General features: G+C 63.4%; 20 protein-coding genes. 6 read left to right on the forward strand and 14 right to left on the reverse strand.

Features of this window, described 5'->3' with window-relative positions; all coding sequences use genetic code 11:
• The first annotated feature begins 98 nt into the window (after window positions 1–98).
• Window positions 99–893 (forward strand): 3'(2'),5'-bisphosphate nucleotidase CysQ, encoded by a 795-nt coding sequence (locus ACZ1JM_RS13490; protein WP_465132895.1) that lies wholly within the window; start codon window positions 99–101, stop codon window positions 891–893.
• 25 nt (window positions 894–918) lie between these two features.
• Here ACZ1JM_RS13490 and ACZ1JM_RS13495 read toward each other — a convergent pair whose 3' ends face one another.
• Together ACZ1JM_RS13495 and ACZ1JM_RS13500 are read right to left on the reverse strand one after the other, a co-directional pair.
• Window positions 919–2,460, reverse strand: a complete 1,542-nt coding sequence (locus tag ACZ1JM_RS13495) for a DUF1570 domain-containing protein (RefSeq protein WP_465132896.1) — start codon at window positions 2,458–2,460, stop codon at window positions 919–921.
• A 136-nt stretch (window positions 2,461–2,596) separates the two neighbouring features.
• Window positions 2,597–3,271: a YiaD family glycine zipper/OmpA-like lipoprotein gene (locus ACZ1JM_RS13500; protein ID WP_465132897.1), complete on the reverse strand. Its 675-nt coding sequence runs from the start codon at window positions 3,269–3,271 to the stop codon at window positions 2,597–2,599.
• Window positions 3,272–3,469: 198 nt separating this feature from the next.
• Between ACZ1JM_RS13500 and ACZ1JM_RS13505 the strand changes: the two genes are divergently transcribed.
• On the forward strand, window positions 3,470–4,804 hold the full coding sequence (locus ACZ1JM_RS13505; protein ID WP_465132898.1) for a hemolysin family protein: 1,335 nt from the start codon (window positions 3,470–3,472) through the stop codon (window positions 4,802–4,804).
• A gap of 3 nt (window positions 4,805–4,807) precedes the next feature.
• On the opposite strand, the gene ACZ1JM_RS13510 is transcribed toward ACZ1JM_RS13505, so the two are convergent.
• The gene (locus tag ACZ1JM_RS13510) at window positions 4,808–5,308 is read right to left on the reverse strand and encodes a 3'-5' exonuclease (protein ID WP_465132899.1); all 501 of its coding nucleotides are present in this window, start codon (window positions 5,306–5,308) and stop codon (window positions 4,808–4,810) included.
• Window positions 5,309–5,328: 20 nt separating this feature from the next.
• Window positions 5,329–6,324 carry an adenosine kinase gene (locus ACZ1JM_RS13515; RefSeq protein WP_465132900.1) on the reverse strand — a complete coding sequence of 332 codons (996 nt, stop codon included), beginning with the start codon at window positions 6,322–6,324 and terminating at the stop codon, window positions 5,329–5,331.
• Between the two features lie 140 nt (window positions 6,325–6,464).
• Between ACZ1JM_RS13515 and ACZ1JM_RS13520 the strand changes: the two genes are divergently transcribed.
• Complete coding sequence (locus ACZ1JM_RS13520; protein ID WP_465132901.1) at window positions 6,465–6,923, forward strand: hypothetical protein; 459 nt, start codon at window positions 6,465–6,467, stop codon at window positions 6,921–6,923.
• A gap of 8 nt (window positions 6,924–6,931) precedes the next feature.
• Here the strand turns inward: ACZ1JM_RS13520 and ACZ1JM_RS13525 are convergent, their stop codons facing one another.
• Entirely contained in the window at window positions 6,932–7,873 is a 942-nt protein-coding gene (locus ACZ1JM_RS13525) for a cation diffusion facilitator family transporter (RefSeq protein WP_465132902.1), read from the reverse strand.
• Window positions 7,870–8,496, reverse strand: coding sequence for a pyridoxamine 5'-phosphate oxidase (gene pdxH / locus ACZ1JM_RS13530; protein WP_465132903.1), 627 nt, complete (start codon window positions 8,494–8,496; stop codon window positions 7,870–7,872). Before pdxH ends, ACZ1JM_RS13525 begins: the two co-directional genes overlap by 4 nt.
• A gap of 142 nt (window positions 8,497–8,638) precedes the next feature.
• On the opposite strand from pdxH, the gene ACZ1JM_RS13535 reads away from it, so the two are divergent.
• From ACZ1JM_RS13535 to fabI, 3 genes are read left to right on the forward strand one after another with little or no spacing between them, the layout of a single operon-like run.
• A complete protein-coding gene (locus ACZ1JM_RS13535; protein WP_465132904.1) occupies window positions 8,639–9,589 on the forward strand; it encodes a DnaJ C-terminal domain-containing protein in 951 nt (316 codons plus the stop codon).
• 46 nt (window positions 9,590–9,635) lie between these two features.
• A complete protein-coding gene (locus ACZ1JM_RS13540; RefSeq protein WP_465132905.1) occupies window positions 9,636–10,592 on the forward strand; it encodes a YihY/virulence factor BrkB family protein in 957 nt (318 codons plus the stop codon).
• A complete protein-coding gene (gene fabI, locus ACZ1JM_RS13545; RefSeq protein ID WP_465132906.1) occupies window positions 10,589–11,392 on the forward strand; it encodes an enoyl-ACP reductase FabI in 804 nt (267 codons plus the stop codon). Before ACZ1JM_RS13540 ends, fabI begins: the two co-directional genes overlap by 4 nt.
• Window positions 11,393–11,456: 64 nt before the next feature.
• Here fabI and ACZ1JM_RS13550 read toward each other — a convergent pair whose 3' ends face one another.
• The 8 genes from ACZ1JM_RS13550 to rsfS all read right to left on the reverse strand — a co-directional run bounded on the left by ACZ1JM_RS13550 (window position 11,457) and on the right by rsfS (window position 17,876).
• Window positions 11,457–12,299 carry a sulfite exporter TauE/SafE family protein gene (locus ACZ1JM_RS13550; RefSeq protein ID WP_465132907.1) on the reverse strand — a complete coding sequence of 281 codons (843 nt, stop codon included), beginning with the start codon at window positions 12,297–12,299 and terminating at the stop codon, window positions 11,457–11,459.
• A gap of 118 nt (window positions 12,300–12,417) precedes the next feature.
• A complete protein-coding gene (locus tag ACZ1JM_RS13555) occupies window positions 12,418–12,999 on the reverse strand; it encodes a hypothetical protein (protein ID WP_465132908.1) in 582 nt (193 codons plus the stop codon).
• A 93-nt stretch (window positions 13,000–13,092) separates the two neighbouring features.
• On the reverse strand, window positions 13,093–13,617 hold the full coding sequence (locus ACZ1JM_RS13560) for a demethoxyubiquinone hydroxylase family protein (protein WP_465132909.1): 525 nt from the start codon (window positions 13,615–13,617) through the stop codon (window positions 13,093–13,095).
• A complete protein-coding gene (locus ACZ1JM_RS13565; RefSeq protein WP_465132910.1) occupies window positions 13,614–14,114 on the reverse strand; it encodes a disulfide bond formation protein B in 501 nt (166 codons plus the stop codon). Before ACZ1JM_RS13565 ends, ACZ1JM_RS13560 begins: the two co-directional genes overlap by 4 nt.
• A gap of 9 nt (window positions 14,115–14,123) precedes the next feature.
• Window positions 14,124–15,476, reverse strand: coding sequence for a S41 family peptidase (locus ACZ1JM_RS13570; RefSeq protein ID WP_465135077.1), 1,353 nt, complete (start codon window positions 15,474–15,476; stop codon window positions 14,124–14,126).
• Between the two features lie 153 nt (window positions 15,477–15,629).
• Complete coding sequence (locus ACZ1JM_RS13575; protein WP_465132911.1) at window positions 15,630–16,865, reverse strand: murein hydrolase activator EnvC family protein; 1,236 nt, start codon at window positions 16,863–16,865, stop codon at window positions 15,630–15,632.
• 65 nt (window positions 16,866–16,930) lie between these two features.
• Window positions 16,931–17,356: a 23S rRNA (pseudouridine(1915)-N(3))-methyltransferase RlmH gene (locus tag ACZ1JM_RS13580; protein WP_465132912.1), complete on the reverse strand. Its 426-nt coding sequence runs from the start codon at window positions 17,354–17,356 to the stop codon at window positions 16,931–16,933.
• 121 nt (window positions 17,357–17,477) lie between these two features.
• Window positions 17,478–17,876, reverse strand: coding sequence for a ribosome silencing factor (gene rsfS, locus ACZ1JM_RS13585; protein ID WP_465132913.1), 399 nt, complete (start codon window positions 17,874–17,876; stop codon window positions 17,478–17,480).
• Window positions 17,877–17,941 lie beyond the last annotated feature (65 nt).

A 17,941-nucleotide genomic window follows, 5' to 3' on the forward strand; every position in this document is an offset into this window, starting at 1 on the left:
AGCACATCCGGCCTCGCTTGAAAAGGGCCGTATCCTGCCCAAACTGATAGCAGCAGAACAAATTGCACTTGGGTAATTGATAAGAAGACGCAATATCAATGATTGATCGTGATAAGCTGAGCAATATCGTCCGCGAGGCCGGGCGCATCGCCCTAGCGGGCTGGCCGGGCGATGGGCACGCATTGGAGTCGTGGGAGAAGACCCCCGGCAGTCCGGTATGCACTGCGGATCTGGCGGTGGATGAATATCTGAAGCGGGAACTGCATGCCCTGCTCCCTGCGGCGGGCTGGCTTTCCGAAGAGACGATCGACACGCGCCATCGCCAGACCACCGATCTGGTCTGGCTGGTTGATCCGATCGACGGCACCCGGGACTTCATTCGTGGTCGCACGGGCTGGGCCGTATCGGTGGCTCTGGTGAACACCGGGCGCCCGCTTCTAGGTTATCTTTTCGCCCCTGTCCGGCGGCGCGAGGAAGGGGGAGAGTTCTGGTTTGCCGAGGCAGGCAAGGGCGCTTGGCTCAACGATCGCCCGCTGATCGCCAGCCGACGCGAATCGCTGTCGGGCGCGCGAGTGCCTGCGCAGAAGCTGGCGAAGGAAGATGCCGACCTTCTTTTGGTCGATCAGCCGAACTCAATCGCCCTTCGCATGGCGATGGTCGCCGACAATCAGGCTGACCTGCTGACTACCCTGCGCTGGGGCTATGAGTGGGACATCGCCGCTGCCGGGCTGATCGCTCGCGAAGCAGGCGCAGTGGTGACGGACGCGTTCGGCCAGCCGCTGAACTATAACAAGCATGATCCGCGCGCATTCGGTGTGATGGTGGCCTCAGCGGGAATTCATGCCGCCGCCGTGGAGCGGCTGGCCGAACGGGCGGTACGCTTCTCGGCATAGATCACTGACGCAACGCCTCTTTAATTCAAGATGCCGCATCGCCTTCGTCAGCCGCGTAGTCGAAGTTCAGATTCTCACCCTTCCATGACGGGTTCTTTTCAATCTGTTCAATGGCCGTTCGAGCGAATTCGCTCGTCTTGCCTCCGTGCGGATTAAACGCAACGGGAAGCAGCACAGTTCGCGCTTCCTTTTGTCGATCCACCTGAATTAGCGCCTGGGCGAGGTTCATCCGCAAGCCAAGATCGAAAGGCGCCAGTTGTACCGCGCGGACCATGCCATCCATCGCCAGGGATGGCGGCTTGATCCCCTGCTCGGCAAAGCTGCGATAGAAATAGATCAGCGGCAGCGGGTGATCGTTCTCGATCTTATTGAGCGCGATGAACGGCTCTCTCGCTTTGCGGTACGCCAGTTTTTGATCATCGGCCGCAGCGGCAATGCGAAACAGCGACAGACCTTTCTGGACATAGGCGTTGGTCTGAGTGGGATCTGCTGAGATGGCTTTATCTGCAGCGGCGACGGCTTCCTTATCGTTGCCGGCGTCGTGCTCGCATTCCGCTAGCGCTGCCAGCACTGCGGGATCCGCAGGATAACGCGACGCAACCGCCCGCGCTTCCACCAACAGCGTGTTCGCCTGTTCGACAGAGCCAATTCCGTTCTTGGACCGGATGCGGACGGGCATCATCGCTGCCTCTCCCACGGGGAGAGTCCTGATCCGCACTGCCCCGACCGGGACGACTTCCGCGGATAGTCGCAGCGCATTGATCCTACGTTTCACCAGATAGCGATCAAGGTCCTTCTCCAGCACGCCGAAGTCCCCAAACGCCTCTGCGCCTGCCTCGCGCTGCCCTTTGCCGGTGCGCAGCAGATCGACGTAGCGGGCGAGCTGCCCTTTGCGCGCCGTGTCAAACGTCAGATAGTGGTACAGGAGCCAGCTTTTCCCGTAGAACGCGTCGTACGATTTTTGCTTGTGTTTCTCATACTCGGCCGGGTCGAGAAGGTCCGCCGCCTTCACATCGCGCTCGGCAAACAATTCGTAGGCGCGATGCTGCGCGGGACGACCCAGCCACAACCCACCATCGGCCTCGAACTTGGCCGATGCGAAGAATTCTGCCGCTCCTTCGCTGAACCAGCGCGGCATGGGAGCTGCACTGGCCGAAATCAGGAAGTGGTGTGCATACTCATGCAAAAGCACCACCATCGACCAGTTGTCTTCTCCGCCGCCACTATTGATGGTCGGCACGATCGCCAGCGAGCCTCCGGCGCGCGGGACATAATATCCGCCGATGTACTTGTTGTCCCCGCCGTGCAACGTGCGCACCTCACGCTGATTGCGCACGACATAGACAGTCATCCGATTGGACGGGCTGGGCGCCGCAGACTTTGAGTTGAGCAGCATAGCCATACCGGCATGAAAGCGTTCAAGCTGCTGAGCGAAGCGGGTGACATCGCGCTCCGTATCGTCGGCATAAATGACGAAGTGCTCGCTCGATGCCTCTAGCCAAGCCGCCTGCGCAACGCCCGGCCACACCAGCGCAAGCAGAACCGCTGCTAATCTGAAACGCATCATACCCCCCGATATGTTCGAGCAAACATTATCGCAGATCAAGGGCGATGCAAGTCGGATCCTCGCTTGTTTTCAAACAGAAAGGGCCGATGCATGTCGCACCGGCCCTCCCCTAAGTACAAAATCGAATTGGAGACCGTTACCGGGCGGAGTTCACATCGTCCTTGGTGACCGGAGTGATCTTGATTTCCACGCGACGGTTGAGAGCGCGGCCTTCTGCAGTGTTGTTATCCGCAACCGGATAATTCTTACCCATCCCCTGAGTCTGGATGCGCGAGGAGGAAACTCCGCGCGAAATCAGATAGCGGCCCACGGCGTCGGCCCGGCGCTTGGACAAGTCCTGGTTGTACGCTGCAGAGCCGGTGGAATCGGTATGACCGTACACGTCGATCAGGCTGTCCGGATACTGGATCATCGACTGCGAAACTTTGTCGAGCGCGGCCTGGAACGAAGGGCTGACAACCGTCGAATCCACCGCGAACGTCACGTCGGGCAGGTTCAGAAGAATGCCGTCGCCCTGCTGGCTGACATCGATGCCCGACCCGGCGGTCTGTTCCTTCAGTTCCTTGATCTGCTTGTCCATCTGGTAACCGACGACGCCGCCGGCCACGCCGCCGATGCCCGCACCGACGATCCGCGCAGTCTTGCCGCCGATCACGCTGCCCAGAAGATAGCCGAGGCCCGCACCGCCCGCACCGCCGATTGCCGTGCGAGAAACCTTGCGTTCACCGGTGTTCGGGTCCGTGACGCACGCAGAAACGGTGACCAATGCAAGCACGGCTGCCGCCGATGTGACGAGGCGCGACTTCTTCATCTTGAACCCTCCTATTGATGTGCCCTTGGGAACTGGCAGGCATCTGTGTGCGATAGTGATCGTGAATGCACAATGTCCGATGCCCGCTCAACCCATGTCCCCCGCCGAGGTTCCCCGACGATGTCCTTGATGACATTGCATTGCGATGCGTCACAGGCGCTTCGCTATTGCCGCAATCTCTGCTAGCGATCAGCCATTGTGACGCCCTTTCCCTGGACTGACCTCCTCATCATCGCCGGCCTGATCCTGATCAATGGCCTGTTCTCGATGTCCGAACTGGCCATCGTCTCCGCCCGCGCGCCTAGGCTTCGTGCTTTGGCCGACAAGGGAGGCAAGGCGGCCAAGACCGCACTTGAACTTGCCGCAGACCCGGGCCGATTCCTCTCCACCGTCCAGATCGGCATCACCCTGATCGGCATCATCGCGGGCGCTTACTCGGGCTCGAGCCTGGGCGGCCCGGTGGGTGAGCGTCTGGCCGCGTTGGGCCTGCCGACCCGCTTCGCGGCGGAAGTCGGCTTCGCGCTGGTCATCATGGCGACGACGTATTTCAGCGTAGTGGTCGGCGAACTGGTGCCAAAGCAACTGGCGCTGCGCATGGCCGAGCCGGTTGCCCTGATCATGGCCCGCCCGATGAGCCTGCTCGCCACGATCATGGGCCCGTTCGTGTGGTTGCTGGATAACTCCTCGGCCCTGATCCTGCGCCTGTTCTCGATACGGCGCGGCGATTCGGAGCAGCTTACCGCCGAGGAACTCCACATGATCTTCGCCGAGGCCACGCGGTCGGGGGTGATCGAGGAAGAAGAACGGGCGATGATGACCGGCATCATGCGGCTTGCCGACCGCCCGGTCCGCGAACTGATGACCCCGCGTAACCAGATCGACTGGATCGACGTGGACGCTGACGAGGCGCAGCTTCGCGCCAAGATCGAGGCGTCGCCTCACTCGCTGCTGCCGGTGGCGGGCGAAGGCGCGCCGGACAATGTGGTCGGCATCCTCAAGGTACGCGAAGTGCTGGCATGCCTGGTCGCCGGTCGCCCTGTCGATGTGCGTGCGATGATGCGCAAGGCCGAAGTCATCCCCGATCAGCTCGATGCGATGGATGCACTGCGCAAACTGCAGACCGCCGAAGTGGCGATGGCGGTCGTCCATGATGAATATGGCCATCTGGAAGGTCTGGTCACGCCGTCCGATGTGCTGTCGGCGCTCGCGGGCAATTTCGTCGCGCATCAGGATGAAGGTGACGAGCCACTGATAGTCGAGCGGGACGATGGGTCGCTGTTGGTGTCTGGCGCGATGCCCGCTGATTCGCTGGCCGATCGTCTGGGCATCACCCTGCCCGACGACCGCGAGTTTGCGACCCTGGCGGGTTACGTCCTGGCCGTACTCCGCAAGGTCCCGCGCGAGGGTGAGCATTTCGATGAACAGGGCTGGCGCTTCGAGGTCATCGACATGGACGGCCTGAAGATCGACAAGATCCTGGTCAGCGTGCTCGATGATCCCGACGCGGACGACGGCGTCACCGGCGACGGCTAAGGCCTAGTCCTGTGCGAGCAGCAGGCTGACCATCAGCGCCAGACGGCTCGCATCGTCGCGGGCGTGATGCTGTTGCGGGAGGCGGCGCTTCGCCTCATCCAGTGCGATCACGACCTGCGGGCGGGTGAAGCCCTGCTGCTCCAAAAACTCGCCCAGATAGCGAACGGGAAAAGGGAGAGCCGCGCCTGCCGCCTGACAGAGGACTTCCAGCCAGTGCTCGTCCAGATCGGCATCGGCATAGACGTCGCACCCGGCGACGAACGCTGCCATCTCGGTCACGACCTGCGCCGCCGGAGCGCCATGCCTTTCCAGCATGTCGCGACTGATCCCGTGCAGCGCTTCCGCTTCCGGGGACCAGTCCCAATGCCGCCACGCGTCAGCGGGGCGGATCAGCCAGGACCGGCTTGACCCATCGATCCGCGCCACTGCGACCTCGATGGGAAATGACTGTCCGTACTCGGGCAGACAGCTCGCTTCGAAGTCGATCAGCGCAGGGCAGTTCAAGCCGGTATCCTTGTCTATATTCAGCTCATGCGCTGGGCGACGAAGTCAGCCAGATCGCATTCGGGCCGCGCGCCGTAGTGAGAGATGATCTCACTGGCGCAGATTGACCCCATCAGCAGCGAATCCTGCAGGCTCTTGCCCCGGACATGGCCATAGAGGAAACCGGCGGCGAACAGATCGCCCGCCCCCGTAGTGTCCATCACCCGGTCGATAGGCTGTGCGGCCACCTCCGCACGCTCCGCCCCCGCGATCGCCACCGCGCCATCGGCGCCGCGCGTTACCACCAGCACCGGAACCTTGGCGCTCAGCATGGTGATGCCGTCTTCGAACGACGATTTGCCAGTCAGCGAGGCCATTTCATGTTCGTTGCAGAACAGCAGGTCGATCGCCCCGTCATTGATCAACGTCAGGAAATCGGGGCGGTGCCGGTCGATGATGAACGATTCCGAAGGGCTGAAGGCGATCTTGCGGCCGGCGGCGCGTGCGGCGGCGATGGCTTTGCGCATCGCCTCGCGCGGTTCTTCCGGATCCCACAGATAGCCTTCGAGATACAGCACGGCGGCATCGGCGATCGCGGATTCGTCCACCATGTCGGCTGAAAGCAGGTGCGACGCGCCGAGGAAGGTGTTCATCGTGCGCTGGCCGTCCGGCGTCACAAAGATCAGGCAACGCGCAGTCGGCGTCTCACCCGCGCGCGGTGGCACCGTGAAAGTAATGCCTGCGGCCTGGATGTCATGAGTGAAAACCTCGCCCAGCTGATCGTCCGCGACCTGTCCGACGAAGCCACATTTCGCGCCCAGTGCGGCAAGCCCCGCCAGCGTGTTGGCCGCCGAACCACCGGATACTTCGCGGGCAGGCCCCATCGCGGCGTAGAGGCTGGTTGCCTGATCAGCGTCGATCAGCTGCATGCCGCCATGGGTCAGACCCAGTTCGTCGATCAGTGTATCGGGGCAGTTCGCGATAACGTCGATGATGGCATTGCCGATGGCGATGACGTCCAGACTGGGTTGCGTCATGGAAGCGGGAGATCCTTGCAAGATGTTCGAGGAATAAGCGGTATCCCCCGCGCCTAGCGTGCGCCCTGCCGCTCGGCAAGCGCCGCCCGGATGAAGGGCGTTGACTCCGCCGATGCGCCGGGCAATGCCTCGCGCCGATCATGACACCCAATTCACTGATGCACGTCACCCGCCGGATCCGCTCACCGCTTGTCGCCATGGCTCTGGCGCTTGGTCTTTCCGCTTGCGCCAGCACCGGCGGCGGGGTTGCCAGCGCCCCTTCCACCGTAAAGCGCGGTACGGGTATCCCTGCGGTGCGCCAGCCGATGCGCGCCGCACCGCGCGAAGCGCAGCTGCAGATGGCGCCTGGTCTGGAAGGTGTGATCGGCGCGAACCAGGGGCAGCTGGTGCGCCTGTTTGGGGAGCCCAGGCTGGACGTCTGGGAAGGCGATGCGCGCAAGCTGCAGTTTACCGGCACCGCGTGCGTGCTGGATGTGTTCCTCTACCCTAGCGCATCGTCCAAGGAGCCGCACGCCAGCTACGTCGATGCTCGCCGTTCGTCGGATGGGCAGAATGTGGATCGAGGGGCCTGCGTGAAAGCGCTGAAGGCCCGGCAGTAGGCGTCGACCTAGTCCGTTACCCTGATCGGCGGCAGCACGTCCTTGCCGGCCGCCCCGGCCTCATCCACCAGCCCTTCCGGATCGGTGTGGATCAGGATTTCGGTATCCGGGAAATCCCGGTGCAGCGCAGCTTCCAGATCGTCGATCACCCGGTGTGCCTGCCGCACGGTCATGTCGGCATCCACCCAAATGTGAAACTGCACGAAATCCCGGTTACCCGACGTCCGGGTGCGAAAATCGTGTGCGCCGGTGATCTCCGGGTGGCTTGCGACCACTTCAAGAAAACGCTGCTTCTTTTCCGCTGGCCATTCATGATCCATCAGCTGGTCAAGCACCTGGCGTGACGCGCCCCATGCTCCCCATGCCAGCCAGCCGGCGATGATCAGGCCGAACAAGGGGTCCGCCCCGTGCACGCCAAGGTACTGGTCCAGCACCAAGGCAGCAATCACTGCCAGATTCAGCATCAGGTCCGACTGGTAATGAACGCTGTCGGTAGAGATCGCGAGACTGCCGGTCCGGCGAATCACATAGCGCTGCCAGCCGATCAGTGCGAACGTGACTGCGATTGCGGCGACGGACACCCAGATGCCCTCTTGCGCCGCCCGTACCCGTTGGCCGACCGCATACTGCTCTATCGCCCGCCCGGCGATGCCGATGGCGGAGATGGAGATCAGGACGATCTGGAATAGCGCGGCAATCGCCTCTGCCTTGCCATGGCCAAAGCGGTGCTTGTCATCCGCAGGCTGGGCGGCGATCCACACGCCCACCAGCGTGCCGACGCTGGCGACAAGGTCCAGGGCGGTGTCGGCAAGGCTGCCCAGCATCGCCGTGGAGCCGGTCATCCACGCGGCGTAACCCTTGATCGCCAGCAACAGCGTCGCCGCCGCGATGCTTGCAAACGCAGCGTGGCGGTTAAGCCGCCCGGCATCGGTGACGGCGCTGGTGCTCACGGATAGAGCAGGCAACTGGCCCAGCCATTGGCGTCGCGTTCGAACCGACGACGTTCGTGGAGACGATAGGGCCGATCCTGCCAGAACTCGATCGCCAACGGCCGTACTCGCCAGCCGCCCCAATGGGCAGGGCGCTCCACTTCGCCGCCGTCGAACCTGTCCCGCATCTCTTCATAGCGGGCGAGAAAGGTCGCGCGCGAATCGAGCGGTGCGGATTGATCAGAGGCCACCGCGCCCAATTGCGAGTCACGGGCGCGCGAATGGAAATAAGCATCCGCCTCAGCATCGCTGACGGGCGACAGCAAGCCTTCGATGCGAATCTGGCGGCGCAGGCTCTTCCAGTGAAACAGCAGCGAAACCTGCGGGTTGGCCGCGATCTCTCGACCCTTGCGACTGCGGCCGTTGGTATAGAACACAAAACCTTCCGGGCCATAGTCCTTCAACAGCACCATGCGGACGGACGGAATGCCATCGGGCGTGGCGGTTGCCAGTGCCATGGCATTGGAATCGTTGATTTCCGTTCCACGCGCTTCGTCGTACCACGCGGTAAACAGTGCAATGGGATCGCCGTGAGGGATCACGTCTTGAGAATGCTCAACATCGAAGGCGCTGGAGTCGGTCACGATCGGCATGGTCCTGTGTGTTGAAACCCCGGTGTGCGGGGCGGCATACGAACGTAACGCGCGACGTACGAAAGGATTGCATGACCCGCAAGCGATCTGACGCTTGTCCAAAAGCGAGTCGCAACCTAGCTAGGCATGCATCATGGCAGCAGATCCTTACACAACACTCGGCGTATCACGCGGTGCGAGCGAAAAAGACATCAAGTCCGCGTATCGCAAGCTGGCAAAGGAACTCCATCCCGACACCAATAAAGACAACCCGCAGGCCGCTGCGCGCTTCAGCGATGTGACCCGCGCGTATGACCTGCTTTCGGACAAGGCGAAGCGCGCCCAGTTCGATCGGGGTGAGATCGATGCGGAGGGAAACCCCGCGCACCCGTTTGGCGGAGCGGGCGGGTTCGGTGGCGGCAGCTATGGTGGTGGTCCGGGTGGCCAGCGCGGCTTCGGCGGCGGTTTCGGGAATGACGAGGGCATCGACCTGGAAGACCTGTTCGGCGGGATCTTCGGCGGTGGCGGTCGCGGCGGTCCCGGAATGGGCGGAGGCATGGGTGGAGGCCGTTCGCGCGCCGCGCCGCGTGGAGCCAGCGTGAACTATCGCCTTGCCGTGCCGCTGCCGGATGCAGCGGAACTCAAGGCGCAGCGCATCACCCTGTCCGATGGCAAGACCATCGACCTGAAACTTCCGGCCGGGCTTGAGGATGGCACTCAGATGCGCCTGTCCGGCAAGGGAGACGCAGGGCCGGGCGGCGCTGGCGATGCCCTAGTGACGATCCAGATCATGCCGCACGCCTTTTTCCGGCAGGACGGGGATGACTTGCGGCTCGACTTGCCGATCACCCTGGACGAGGCGCTGAACGGCGCGAAAGTCAAAGCGCCCACCGCCTCTGGCGCCGTCATGCTCTCCGTTCCAGCCAGCGCCAGTTCGGGCAAGGTTCTGCGTCTGAAAGGACGCGGGATGACGCGCAAGGACGGCAGCCGTGGCGATCAGCTGATCACACTCCAGATCGTGTTGCCCGAAGCGGACGAGGACTTGGCCGCTCGCCTGTCAGACTGGCGGGATGAACGCGACGTGCGCGGTAAACTTGGCGTCTGACGCGGGTGCCACGCCCGCCGTTCCATCCGGAACGAGCCGCAGGATCGTGAACGGCGGCGCCCATCAGCACGAGGCGCTGCGCCACCGGATCAAGCGCAAGGCCGGCCCGGGCACACGGTTTTTCCGCGTGCTGATGCGGGTGATGGGCGGCACGTGGGACGATGGCTTCATTCACGCGGGCAATCTGGCCTACATGACGCTGCTCGCGCTTTTCCCGTTTTTCATCGCGCTCGCCGCAATCCTGTCGGTTCTGGGTGAGCAGGACCAAATGGGCGCATCGATCGAAGCGATCCTCCGCTCTCTACCCTCTCGCGTAGGCGATGTGCTGCGGCCGGTTGCGCATGACGTCGCCGCTGCCCGTCATGGCTGGCTGTTGTGGATCGGCGGTTTTCTGGGCGTCTGGACCGCAGGCAGCCTGGTTGAGACGATCCGGGATATTCTTCACCGGGCCTATGATGTGAAGAAGCGCCCTCGATTCTGGAGATCCCGTCTGGTTTCCAGCGCGACGATCTTTGGGTCGGTGCTGTTGCTCCTCATTTCCTTGTCGTCGCAGGTGCTGATTTCCGCCGCGCAGACGATCATCTCGGCGCTGTTTCCGGGCTTGAACACGATGTCGGAGCAGATCGCCCTTTCCAGTGCAATGAGCGCGGGAGGCATTTTCCTGTCGATCTATCTGCTGTTCTATCTGCTCACGCCGTCGGAATACCAGAAGCGGCGCTACCGCAAATGGCCCGGCCCGGCCTTAGTGACAGTATGGTGGCTGCTGGTTGCCTATTCGCTTCCCAAGGTCCTGCAGAGCTTTCTCAACTACGATCTTACGTACGGCAGCCTGGCCGGGGTGATGATCGCGCTTTTCTTTTTCTGGCTTGTCGGACTAGGGATGGTCGTAGGCGCCGAACTCAACGCGGCGTTGGCGGTGGCACCCGAAGCGCCGGACACGCCCGATACCCCCGCCACGGCCCCCGGGCCTAACGACAAAAATGTTACAGGAAGAAACGAATGACCGGTCTGATGCACGGTAAACGCGGCCTGATCATGGGCCTTGCAAATGACAAGTCGCTGGCCTGGGGAATTGCCAAGAAACTGCACGAGCAGGGCGCGGAGCTTGCCTTTTCCTATCAGGGGGAAGCATTGGCCAAGCGGGTAAGGCCGCTGGCGGAAAGCCTGGGCAGCGATTTCCTGATCGATTGCGACGTATCGAACATGGAAGCGCTGGACACCGCGTTCGCCCAGATCGAGCAGCGCTGGGGCAAGATCGATTTTCTGGTCCACGCCATCGGCTTTTCGGACAAGAACGAATTGCGCGGAAAGTATGTCGACACCAGCCTCGACAACTTCCTGATGACCATGAACATCTCCGCTTATTCGCTGGTCGCCGTCACCCGGCGCGCCCTGCCGATGATGTCGGAAGGCGGATCAATCGTCACGCTGACGTACTACGGCGCTGAAAAGGTCGTGCCGCACTACAACGTCATGGGCGTGGCGAAGGCGGCGCTGGAAGCCTCGGTGAAGTACCTGGCCAACGATCTGGGTCCGCAAGGCATCCGCGTGAATGCGATCTCCGCCGGGCCTATCAAAACACTGGCCGCCAGCGGCATCGGCGACTTCCGCTACATCCTGAAGTGGAACGAGCTGAACGCCCCGCTGCGCCGCAACGTGTCGATCGAGGATGTGGGCGGCGCTGGGCTGTACCTGCTGTCCGACCTCTCGTCAGGCGTGACCGGCGAAACCCATCATGTGGACTGCGGCTATCACGTCGTCGGCATGAAGCAGGAAGACGCGCCGGACATTGCGCTGACCTGATTCGCTCCGATTAGAAATAAAACAGCCGGGGTGGTGACGCCCCGGCGTTTTTGTGACCGGAACCCTATGCCTTGTTTGGCGCGATCACTTCAACCTTCACCTTTTCCGGGGTGTAGGCTTTGACGAACAGCTGCCAGGACGACAGCGCCAAAACCCCTGCCAGCAGCGGTTGCAGCACCCGGTCCGGGGCGCGAGAGGATAGATAGCTTCCCACCACCACACCGGGGATCGAGCCGATCAGGAGATTGGTCAGCAGTCGCCCGTTCACGTCCCCCATGATCCAGTGCCCTGTTCCGGCAATCAGCGCCAGAGGCACGGCATGGGCGATGTCCGATCCGACGATCCGGGACATCTGCAGCTTCGGATACAGCATCAGCAGCACCGTCACTCCGATCGCCCCCGCACCGACGGACGAGATCGAAACCGCGACCCCGATGAGCGCGCCAAGCGCGATGGTGCCGCCGGTGATCTGGGCCGCCGAACGGACCTGGGCGAAATCACTGGCATGACGAAACAGCCACTTACGACCAATTACCGCCAGCGATGTCAGCGCCAGCAGGGTGGCGAGCGAGACGAGGATGACATGCTCCGTCGACTTTCCGACTTTGCCGACGGCTGCCATCACGGCCAAGGTTATCAAGGCAGACGGGATACTGCCAAGGGCCAGCCGTTTGACGATGGGCCATTCCACCGTTTCGCGCGATCCGTGGACGGCAGACCCGGCAATCTTGGTGATCGCCGCAAACAGGAGGTCGGTGCCGACCGCCGTCTTGGCACTAACGCCGAACAGCAGCACCAGCAGCGGCGTCATCAGCGATCCGCCGCCAACCCCCGTCAGCCCCACCAGTGTCCCGACCAGCAGACCAGCTATGGCGTGAAAAATATCGATCGATCCCGTCACGCCCATCGCGCGTACTCGTCCCCGCTAAACCCGATGGGACCGTGTGCGGTTAATTGCCCGATCAACGCAAGAGCATTACCGATTTCAACCGATGAAGTCGGGCTTCGTGGGCCTGGTCGTGCGTCTACTTGGCAGGCGGCTGGGTGCTGGCTCCGGCGGCCTTGTCCTGTGCCGCTTCCTGGCGCTGGCGCTGGTCGAAATAGGCCTTTTCCGCCTCTTCGACCCGGGCCTGCTGGGCAGCGGCATCCTCGTCGATTGTAGACAGCCGCTTTTCGCGCTCAGCCGCAATCAATTCGCCGAAACGGACGTCGGACCCTTCCTTGCGTTCGGCGGCCGCGCGGTCGATCAGCTGCTGCGTACAGCCCAGCGATCCACCCGCGCCGACTGGTGAACAGCTGAGGTTGCCGAAGGCGCCCACCGTTTCATACGCCTGGACCTTGTTCGCCCACGCTTCCGACTGGGGGGAATCGATGCCGCGCAGCGGTTCGGGGATGCGGTAACGCTCGCCTTCATTCCTACGCACGCAAATCACCAGTTCGCTGTCGCTGGAGGGGGGGCACGCATCGTCGCCATAGATGATCAGCTGGTTCACCTTTTCGCCGTCCGTGTTCACGCCTTCTGGCAGCGGGATGCTCTGCTGGGCAAACGCAGGCGTTGCGGCCAGCGCCAGGGCGGCCAGAGCGGATGCGGTGAAAAGGCGGATCATCACGGTGACTCCAATGGTCGATATTCGTCTTGCTACGTCGCTGTCGCTAGGTGGCGCGGTCACGCCGCACATAAAAAGCTAACCCGCGAACATTCAGATACGTTCCGAAAGCTTGATCGCCACTCGGCAGCCCATGCGGATTGCCTGAAACAGCAGCGGATAGGCGGGTGCTTTTTCCGCCCCTGCCGCCAATGCGGCATCGCGATGTTCGCGCTCGTCATCACGAAACTCGCGGATCACCGCGCCCAGTTCGGGATCGTCATCACCCAGATCGTCGATCTGCTGAGTGTAGTGCCGGTCGATCTCCGTCTCGATGGCGGCGGTGCAGGCCATTGCGGCTTCCGGGCCGATCAGCGCGGTTGCCGCGCCCAGCGCATAGCCCGCTGCCGACCACACCGGTTGCAACAGGGTAGGCCGCACGCCCCGCTGCGCCATCATCGCATCGAACTTGGCGCGATGATCCGCCTCCTGCGCCGCCATCCCGGCAATCTCGGTAGAGTGCGGTGCGCGCGTGCCCATGACCGCCAATTGCCCGGCATAGATCCGCGTGGCACCATACTCACCCGCCTGATCGACGCGAAGAAACCGATCACTGCGGCGCGATACCGATGTGCTCATCGTGCGATCCTTTCAGGGGAATTGCCTTTGCGGGCCACAAGGCCGAGGACGATCAACGCACCCACGGTCGATACGATGAAATTCCAGCCCGCCAGCGAAATCCCGAAAAGGCTCCACGGCGCGACGTCACAGCGGATGACCGGAGCGCGCATGATCGCGTCCAGCGGATCGCCCCCCGCGGCGAGCGGGCTGGCGGTGCAGGCGGTGATGCCTTCCCACCAGCCATATTCGACCCCGGCGTGGAACCCGCCGATCAGCCCCGACACCAGTATCGCGAAGGCCGCCACCGCCACCAGCGGGCGCACCGGCCGCCAGAAGAAGGATAGCGCCGCCAGCACGATCGCGATCATGTGCGGATAGCGCTGCCACCAGCACATTTCGCACGGATACAGCCCGAAGCCGTACTGGCTGATCCAGGCGCCCCCCAGCAACGCCACCGGAATGACAAGGGCAAGCCATCGGGCGGTACGCAATGCCGCCGTCACCGCAACCGCCATGGCCCGGCCCTATCGCTTGGCCGCAGCGGCTAGCGCGGGTTTGCCGGCGGTGCGCTGCAACGTGCTGATCGCGTAATGCAGCTGGAAGTCCTTGATGCCCTGCTTCTCCAGTTCGGCAGCCGTCATCTTGAAGCGCGGATCGTCCTTCTTGTCGGTTTCCAGATCCTTGTCCTTCAACGACGCCTCGTTGATCAGATGGCCACGCAAATCCGATTCACGCACCGCCCGTTCGGCGCGGGCACGGGCATCCGGGTCGGACAGCTGCGGCACCTTGATGTCGGGGACGATGCCGCCTTCCTGCACCGAATGGCCCGAAGGGGTGAAGTACCGCGCGGTGGTCAGCTTCACTGCGCTGTTGTTGTCCAGCGGCAGGAACGTCTGGACCGAACCCTTGCCGAACGTGCGTTCGCCCATAATCACTGCGCGATGCTGATCCTGCAGCGCGCCGGCGACGATCTCGGACGCCGACGCGGAACCGGCATCGACCAGCACGACGATCGGCAGGCCCTTCGCGGCGTCTCCCTTGAAGATCGATTCGGCGTGATAGAACTGGTTCTCGTTGGCATTGCGCCCACGCTGCGAGACGATATCCCCCTTGTCCAGGAACAGGTCCGACAGCGCCACCGCTTCATCCAGCGAGCCACCGGGATTGGAGCGCAGATCAAGCACGAGGCCGGACAGCTTTCCACCCGTCAGCGCGGCTTTCTTCTTAAGATCAGCCAGCGCGGTGTTCACATCGTTGCCGACATCGCGCGAGAATTCGTTGACGGAGATAACGCCGACGTTGTCCTTCAGCTCCGACGTCACCGGCTCAAGCTCGATCACGCCCCGCGTCACGGTGACGTCGAACGGCGCGTCGCGACCCTGTCGGAAGATCGTCAGACGGATCGACGTTCCCGCCGCGCCGCGCATCTTCGACACGGCTTCATCCAGATCACGCTCGTAATACAGCACGCCGTCCAGATGGGTGATGTAGTCACCCGCCTTCAGGCCCGCCTTTTCAGCCGGGCTGCCCTTGAACGGCGAGATGATCTTCACTGCGCCTTCATCCTCGATCACCGAGAGGCCGAGGCCGGTGTACTTCCCGTCGATCATCGTCTCCAACCGCTGCAGCGATGGGCCGTCGAGGTAGTTGGAGTGCGGGTCGAGACTGGCCAGCATGCCGTCGATCGCGCCCTTCAGCAGCTTGTCGTCATCTACCTTGTCGACATAGTTGTCCTTGACGATCTGGTAGATAGTGAAAAGCTTGTCGAATTCGTGGCTTGCGCGGGTATCAACCGCGGAGAGGCCCGACGTCGCGACGGGCAGCACCGCAACGGCGGATACCAGCAGCGCAGCGCGAAGGAACGGGACGATCTTCATCGGGCAGTAAGCCTCTTTCAGCAGTTGCCGGCTCATGAGCCGGGTGAGTGTGGGCATAGTATCGCCCGAATGCGGTGAATGCCAGCATAACGGCGATGGATTGCTGTAGAAGTAAGCGGTTGAGGCGAAGTTCCGCACCCGACGACAGTTCAGCTACAGGGAGCGGACATAGGGCAGCGGGTTGACCGGCTTTCCGTCCCGCCGCAGCTCCACCATCACCCGGGGATCGCGCGCACCGGCAACGCCGATGGGCGAACCGGCAACTACCGTGGCGCCGACCCGAACATCCAGCCGCGCAAGGCCGGTGACCAGCGAGGTCCATCCGCCATCATGCTCGATGATGATGATCCGGTCATAGCCCTGATACGGCCCGGCAAAGGCAATGCGTCCCGCCGCGGGGGCGACTGCCTGGGCTGTCGGCCGCGGGGCCAGCACCAGACCGATGGACCGCGCCTGACCCGTCGCCTGTTCCCCAAACCCGGTGACGAGACGCCCGCTGACGGGCAGCATGTATGTCGCCAGACCCCTAGGCGCTTGGGCAGGTCGGGACGTATCGGCCACCCGCGCATCTTCAGGCCGGGCCGGGCGCGCGATGGGGCCGGGCAAAGCGGCCAGTTGCTTGCGCAGTTGGCCCTGTCGTCCCACTTCGACCACCAGATCACCCAGATCGCGGGCCTTTTCCGCCAGCGCCAGCGCCCGGTCGTTTTCCCGCGCGGCGATGCCGGTCGCTTCCCGGCTATCCAGCCGCTGCTGCGTTTCCAGAGCGGCGAGCAGGCGCCGCCTTTCCCGCAAGTCCTGCTCCTCGCTCGCCAATCCCGTTGCAGCGGTCTGCGCCTGCCCCTCCAGCTCCCGCGCTCGTCCAATGGCGGTGCGCAGCGAAGCGGTCCGCTTTTCGACCTCGGGCAGCATCGTATCCAGCATCGCCCGCATGTAGACGGCATCGCGCACCGATCCCGGGCGCAGCAGCGCCAGCAGCAGGGGGCGGCGTGACAGACGCTGTAGCGATCCGATCAGACGCGCCAGAGGCCCCTGCCGCTCGGCCAGATCGGCACGCAGGCTGTTTTGCAGCGAGGAGATCAGCCGCAACTGGGCGCGGCGGGCGGCGATCGCCGCTTCGGTTTCCTGAATGCGCGCTGCCACGGCGGCGGCGTCTCGCGCCGTGCGATCCGCCTGCTGGCTGACCTGCCGGGCCCGCTGTTCGAGCTTCTCCGCCCTTCCCCGCGCCGCTGCTCCTTCGCGCCGGGCCGCCAGCATATCGTCCCGTGCCTTTCGCGCGTCGACACCCGGATCGATGACCGCGATCGGATCGGCCTGCGTCATCGCCTGAGTGGCCAGCACGGCAGCACCTGACGCGGCGATGATCAAAAGGGAGCGAGCCGTGGATTTCACAGGCAGAGTGCCTAGGCGAACGCGGTCATGGCGGAAAGCCCCGAGATGCCGCTCGTCAGCCGAAGTCAGCCGGATCGGTGATAGGGATGCCCCGCCAGGATCGCGGTCGCGCGCCACAGCTGCTCCGCCAGCATCGCGCGGGCCATCAGGTGCGGCCAGGTCATCCGACCAAAGCACAGGAGGTGATCGGCCTCAGCGCGGGCTTCCTCTCCGTGCCCGTCAGCAGCGCCGATCAGGAACCGGCATTCGCGAACGCCATCGTCCCGCCAGCGACCGAGCAGAGCGGCGAACTCTTCCGATGTCATGGGTTTGCCCCGCTCGTCCAGCAAGACCTCCCGGCTGGGGGTCTGCGACGGCGGCGGGATCTTGCCGCCGATGTCAGGCAGCTCGGAATGGCGGAACGGCCAGGTGATCCGCTTGGCATAGCGATCCAGCAGCTCACCCTCGGGCGAGCGGGCGATCTTGCCGCGCGCGATGATATGAAGCAGCATGATCGCTTGACGCCAGAGCCCGTTACGCGCCCCGGCGCATGATTCCTTTCGCAAGGCGCCCGACCGCCGTCGCGACCGGGGCTGATCCTCTCACTCTATCGCGTGCGCTGATCCAGATGGATCAGGCGGCGCCGGAAGGCCCGTCGAAGCCCCACATCCGCTCGAGATTGTAGAAGCTGCGCACTTCGGGGCGGAACAGGTGGACCACCACGCTGCCGGCATCCACCAGCACCCAGTCCGCTGCGGGCAGACCTTCGATGCGCGGGCTGCCGTGGCCGCCCTGCTTGAGCCGTTCACCCAGCTTCTGCGCCATGGCGGCGACCTGACGGGTGGAACGGCCGGAACCGATCACCATGAAATCGGCGATGCTGGATTTGCCATCGAGGTCGATGGTCACGAGTTCCTGCACCTGATCGTCTTCCAGAGACTGGAGGACGAGCGCCAGCAACGGATCGTCGCTCTGTACCGCTGGCGGGGGCGTGGCGCCGGTTGAGGCCGGCTGTATCTGTGCCTGTGGCATCTTAGTTGGTGTCTGCTCCTTTCAGGGATCGGCCGAACGTGATGGAAACCACCACGCCTGAACCG

Source organism: Novosphingobium sp. BL-S-24 (genome assembly GCF_055521575.1).

Coding starts and splice junctions, on each gene's coding strand:
- ACZ1JM_RS13490 (WP_465132895.1), top strand. CDS start 99: ATGATTGATCGTGATAAGCTGAGCAATATCGTCCGCGAGGCCGGGCGC.
- ACZ1JM_RS13560 (WP_465132909.1), bottom strand. CDS start 13,617: ATGAGCACATCGGTATCGCGCCGCAGTGATCGGTTTCTTCGCGTCGAT.
- ACZ1JM_RS13550 (WP_465132907.1), bottom strand. CDS start 12,299: ATGGGCGTGACGGGATCGATCGATATTTTTCACGCCATAGCTGGTCTG.
- ACZ1JM_RS13500 (WP_465132897.1), bottom strand. CDS start 3,271: ATGAAGAAGTCGCGCCTCGTCACATCGGCGGCAGCCGTGCTTGCATTG.
- ACZ1JM_RS13570 (WP_465135077.1), bottom strand. CDS start 15,476: ATGAAGATCGTCCCGTTCCTTCGCGCTGCGCTGCTGGTATCCGCCGTT.
- ACZ1JM_RS13580 (WP_465132912.1), bottom strand. CDS start 17,356: ATGCTGCTTCATATCATCGCGCGCGGCAAGATCGCCCGCTCGCCCGAG.
- ACZ1JM_RS13535 (WP_465132904.1), top strand. CDS start 8,639: ATGGCAGCAGATCCTTACACAACACTCGGCGTATCACGCGGTGCGAGC.
- ACZ1JM_RS13555 (WP_465132908.1), bottom strand. CDS start 12,999: ATGATCCGCCTTTTCACCGCATCCGCTCTGGCCGCCCTGGCGCTGGCC.
- ACZ1JM_RS13565 (WP_465132910.1), bottom strand. CDS start 14,114: ATGGCGGTTGCGGTGACGGCGGCATTGCGTACCGCCCGATGGCTTGCC.
- fabI (WP_465132906.1), top strand. CDS start 10,589: ATGACCGGTCTGATGCACGGTAAACGCGGCCTGATCATGGGCCTTGCA.
- ACZ1JM_RS13520 (WP_465132901.1), top strand. CDS start 6,465: ATGACACCCAATTCACTGATGCACGTCACCCGCCGGATCCGCTCACCG.
- ACZ1JM_RS13515 (WP_465132900.1), bottom strand. CDS start 6,324: ATGACGCAACCCAGTCTGGACGTCATCGCCATCGGCAATGCCATCATC.
- ACZ1JM_RS13495 (WP_465132896.1), bottom strand. CDS start 2,460: ATGATGCGTTTCAGATTAGCAGCGGTTCTGCTTGCGCTGGTGTGGCCG.
- rsfS (WP_465132913.1), bottom strand. CDS start 17,876: ATGCCACAGGCACAGATACAGCCGGCCTCAACCGGCGCCACGCCCCCG.